Here is a 4,180-nt window from a genome sequence, read left to right on the forward strand (position 1 = left end):
CCTGGGCACAGGTATGGCGCAATAACACATTGCCGCAAACCGAAGCACAATTGATAATAACGGATACACATTCCCCCGGCCAATACAGAACTATTGGGGCGCCGGTAAATATGGATGCCTGGTATAGCCTTTAATGTAAAAGAAGGAGATAAGCTGTATAAAAAACCAGCAGACCGCATTCGCATTTGGTAAGGAAAAAAATGTTATTTTAAAATGCCCGGTTACTGCCGGGTATTTTTTTACTTCAACATTCACTAAAAATTTAACTGTAGTAATTTATCTTCATTACATTATCAACAGTACGCAATAATTTTTTTTAAATTTAATTGGATTAACTTTTGTAATACACTTAAAATGCAAACCTGGAAAAATAAATTATTGCAAGCCGCCATTACAATAGATGCTGTCGCAGATAAATGGATAGATAAATTAAAGCATCGTCTGGGTACTTATGATGCAGTACAAATTGTGCCTTACCGTACTTACGGCACGCCTTATAAAATTTTTGTAAGGGGACGTGTACTGGAAGATAAAAAAATTACTAAAGCACAAGATGGTGATGGGATGATTGATAATTTGCTGAACATGTACAAGCGTTTTGAAAGTGATGAAGTGTCCGGTGCTAAACTGCAATTGCAACTGGGCAATAAATACTATACTGTTATAACTGATAAGGAAGGCTATTTTGTTTTTGATATCCATCCCGACGAACCCCTTATAACCGATGCATTATATCATGTGTTGACCTTAACCTTAATTGATGCACCCATTCCATTCAGCCCCGTTACTGTTGATGCAGAAATGATGATACCTCCGGCAGATGCAGAGTATGGCATCATCAGCGATATTGACGATACCATAATACAAACCGGTGCAGTAAATATGCTGGCCATGGGCAAGACGGTTTTGTTGGGTAATGCCCGTACCCGTTTACCTTTTGCGGGTGTGGCGGAATTTTATAAAGCCCTGCAACTGGGCCGTAATGGAAAACGCAATAATCCTTTTTTTTATGTAAGCAGCAGCCCCTGGAATATGTACGACCTGCTTACAGATTTTATGGATTTTAACGATATACCGGCTGGCCCGGTTTTATTAAGAGATTTTGGTTTGAACGAATCTTTTATCAGCGGCGATTATATGGGACATAAATTTAAAACCATTGCACAAATTCTCGATACATACCCAAAATTGAATTTTATATTGGCAGGTGATAGTGGCGAACAGGATCCCCCCATTTATTACGAAGTGGTAAAACGTTATCTCGGCCGTATTATCAGCATTTATATACGTGATGTTGCTGCAGGTAAAAAACAACAAATTGCAAAAGATATTGCTGTTGCTGTACAAAAAGAAGGAGTAGAAATGATACTGGTCGAAAACTCTGTTAACGCCGCAGAACATGCCGCTGCTGCCGGATTAATCTTTAAAGAACAAATCCCTGCAATTGAAAAAGATAAAAAACAGGATGAAGGTAATGACGAAGGGAAAGTTGAAGCAGGATAATGATTTGTATTATTTTTCTTCAACAAAAAATTTTACTGAGGAATTAGTTAAAGAAGGAATTACAATAGAACTGTAGAATATTATCAGTAGTTGAGGCAATAACACCCCTGTGATCTTTCTTTTTACATCATATTGTATTGTAAAATTTTGTTGGCACAAAATTATCATGCTGTTCATAAAATATAAAATTATGCAAACAGCTACAGCAACAGCAACCATAGACATTTTAAACGATCTTGTTTTAATAAATAATGATCGTATTGCTGGCTACGAAAAAGCCATTGATGAATTAAAATCTGGTGACAATGCATCCGAAAACTTAGACCTTACTTTGCTTTTTGAAAGGATGATTGACGAAAGCAGGGAAAACCGAAATGCTTTAGGGCACGAGGTTCAGGTATTGGGCGGCAAAATGGCCGAAGGAACAATGACGAGTGGAAAAATTTTCCGGGTTTGGATGGATGTAAAAGCATTGTTTACCGGTAAAGACAGGCATGCTATTCTTGCCAGTTGCGAAACTGGTGAGGACGCTGCTCAAAAAGCTTATGCTTCTGCATTAGAAGAAGATGATGATTTGCCAGGATTTTTAAGACAAATGGTTAGCAAACAAAAAGATGCATTAAAAAAATCTCATGATGAGATTAAAGTATTAAGAGACGCTGCGGAATAACTTTTCTTAAGCGTTATAAATGTTTTTATATACTTAAAAGTTATAGCAAAAAAAAGCCACCAGCTAAAAACTGGCGGCTCCCGGCTGCACAGGCCGGGCAGATTATTTATTGAGCTTCCGGTTAAAAAATTTTTACCGGAGCTGCCCATGACTGATCTGTAGATTGCATGAATACCTCCTTTTTATTTGATGAAAAATAAAGTTAGTAATTATTTAAATGCAAAAACTGTTGCAAAAAAAACTAACAAAATTTTTATCCAGCCTTGTATAATATTATTTAATTTAACGAAGCTGCATGTTCTGCATCAGTAAAAACTACTTCGCTAAAATCTTTAATTACATTATACAAAGTATCTCTTTCAATGGGCTGGCGTTTTACTTGCTTTATTAGTGTAACTAATTCCTGCGTACTCATTTTTGGTATTTGTTCTTCGCTGCCAGCCATCGAATATATTTTTGTAGAATCATCTATGGTTCCATCAATATCATTTACACCAAAGCTTAAACTCAATTGTGCATTTTGCCTTCCCAGCATGGGCCAGTAAGCTTTAAGGTGAGGAAAATTATCTAAGTAAATTCTAGCAATTGCATACAGCCGCATGTCTTCGGTAATAGTACTTTCAGGCACATTACTCATATCATTATCGTGATTGCGGAATTTTAATGGAATAAAAGTATTAAAGCCTTTTGTTTTATCCTGCAGCTCACGCAACCTGCGCATGTGGTCAATACGGTGTTCGTATTTTTCAATATGGCCATAAAGCATGGTGGCGTTGCTGTGCATACCTAATTTATGCGCTTCTTCATGTATGTTTAGCCAGCCGTTGGCATCTACTTTATCGCCTGCAATTTTTTCTCTAATCTCCGGATGAAAAATCTCGGCACCGCCACCTGGTAAACTATCCAGCCCTGCTTCATGTAATTTTTTCATGCCTTCAGCAGTGGATAGTTTTGCTTTTCTAAACATGTAATCCAATTCCACCGCAGTAAATGCTTTTACATGTAGCGATGGCCGGTGGGCTTTTATTTTTTGCATCAGCTCAATAAAATAATCCATATTCATTTTTGGATGAACACCACCCACAATATGCACTTCGGTAATGGGTTTGCCATCGTAAGTTTTTACAATGTCCAGCATCTGATCAATACTTAATTCCCAACCCTCTTCTTTATGTGCATAAAGGCGGCTGTAGCTGCAAAATTTACAACTGAACACACAAACATTGGTAGGCTCAATATGAAAATTGCGGTTGAAATAAGTTTTATTACCGTGTAATTTTTCTCTTATAAAATTGGCTAAAGCGCCAACAAAGGCAAGGCTGCCTTTTTCAAAAAGCACTAAACATTCTTCATCTGTAATTCTTGTACCGGCTTTTACTTTTTGGGCAATATTTTTTAAATCGTTATCGGCAGTGTTATTTATTAAAATATCTATTGAAGCACTCATTGTATTTTTTTTGCAAATTTACGTTGAAGTTGGGCTTGTAATTACATTTAGATAAATAATTATTCCCCGAATTATGAATCATTTTAAAAACGGAATAGTACTGGCCCTGTCATCTTTTAGCAGAATAATTTATACAAAAAGTTTACTTACCTTCAATTTTTGATACCCTCCAGATTCATTTTATTAAAGATGATTTTATACTTTGCTTATGAAAATTATATGTATTCCGTTTTTCTTTTTATTTTTTTATTTTTTGCCGGCTGTTAAAGCACAGCCATACAAATACATTTATTATTTTGATAAGGAGTTGAATTCCTGTAAAAAATCAAAATCCAACATTACGGGTAAAGGCTTTTATGATGGGAGTCATTTAAAACTGGATTACTTCAGTAATACGTCTAACAATTTACTGATGTCGGTGCATTTTACCGATTCTACTTTAAGCAGTATGGACGGTTTATTTCAATCTTATTACAATGGAAATTCGTTAGAAAAAGAAGGAAATTATGTGCATGACATAAAAGAAGGAATGTGGCAAGAATGGAATAAAGAAGGCAAAA

The 4,180-nt window shown here is 36.0% G+C and carries 5 protein-coding genes; 4 read left to right on the forward strand and 1 reads right to left on the reverse strand.

Translation table 11 applies throughout. From position 1 onward, the window contains the following. Positions 1 to 50 precede the first annotated feature (50 nt). From ACY65O_RS07230 to ACY65O_RS07240, 3 genes are all read left to right on the forward strand, one after another. Complete coding sequence (locus tag ACY65O_RS07230; protein WP_462220186.1) at positions 51 to 134, forward strand: hypothetical protein; 84 nt, start codon at positions 51 to 53, stop codon at positions 132 to 134. A 220-nt stretch (positions 135 to 354) separates the two neighbouring features. Further along, positions 355 to 1,503 (forward strand): App1 family protein, encoded by a 1,149-nt coding sequence (locus ACY65O_RS07235; protein ID WP_462220182.1) that lies wholly within the window; start codon positions 355 to 357, stop codon positions 1,501 to 1,503. 190 nt (positions 1,504 to 1,693) lie between these two features. Next, positions 1,694 to 2,173: a ferritin-like domain-containing protein gene (locus ACY65O_RS07240; RefSeq protein WP_462220183.1), complete on the forward strand. Its 480-nt coding sequence runs from the start codon at positions 1,694 to 1,696 to the stop codon at positions 2,171 to 2,173. A gap of 277 nt (positions 2,174 to 2,450) precedes the next feature. On the opposite strand, the gene mqnE is transcribed toward ACY65O_RS07240, so the two are convergent. Next, positions 2,451 to 3,620: an aminofutalosine synthase MqnE gene (gene mqnE / locus ACY65O_RS07245; RefSeq protein WP_462220184.1), complete on the reverse strand. Its 1,170-nt coding sequence runs from the start codon at positions 3,618 to 3,620 to the stop codon at positions 2,451 to 2,453. 208 nt (positions 3,621 to 3,828) lie between these two features. Between mqnE and ACY65O_RS07250 the strand changes: the two genes are divergently transcribed. Further along, positions 3,829 to 4,180: hypothetical protein (locus tag ACY65O_RS07250; protein ID WP_462220185.1), on the forward strand; the 352-nt coding region annotated here is incomplete at its 3' end.

The sequence above is a fragment of the Ferruginibacter sp. genome (assembly GCF_031430955.1).
GTDB lineage: Bacteria > Bacteroidota > Bacteroidia > Chitinophagales > Chitinophagaceae > Ferruginibacter.

Bases quoted from the DNA above. Each gene is read 5' to 3' on its own strand.
- ACY65O_RS07235 (WP_462220182.1), top strand. From the start codon at position 355: ATGCAAACCTGGAAAAATAAATTATTGCAAGCCGCCATTACAATAGAT.
- ACY65O_RS07240 (WP_462220183.1), top strand. From the start codon at position 1,694: ATGCAAACAGCTACAGCAACAGCAACCATAGACATTTTAAACGATCTT.
- mqnE (WP_462220184.1), bottom strand. From the start codon at position 3,620: ATGAGTGCTTCAATAGATATTTTAATAAATAACACTGCCGATAACGAT.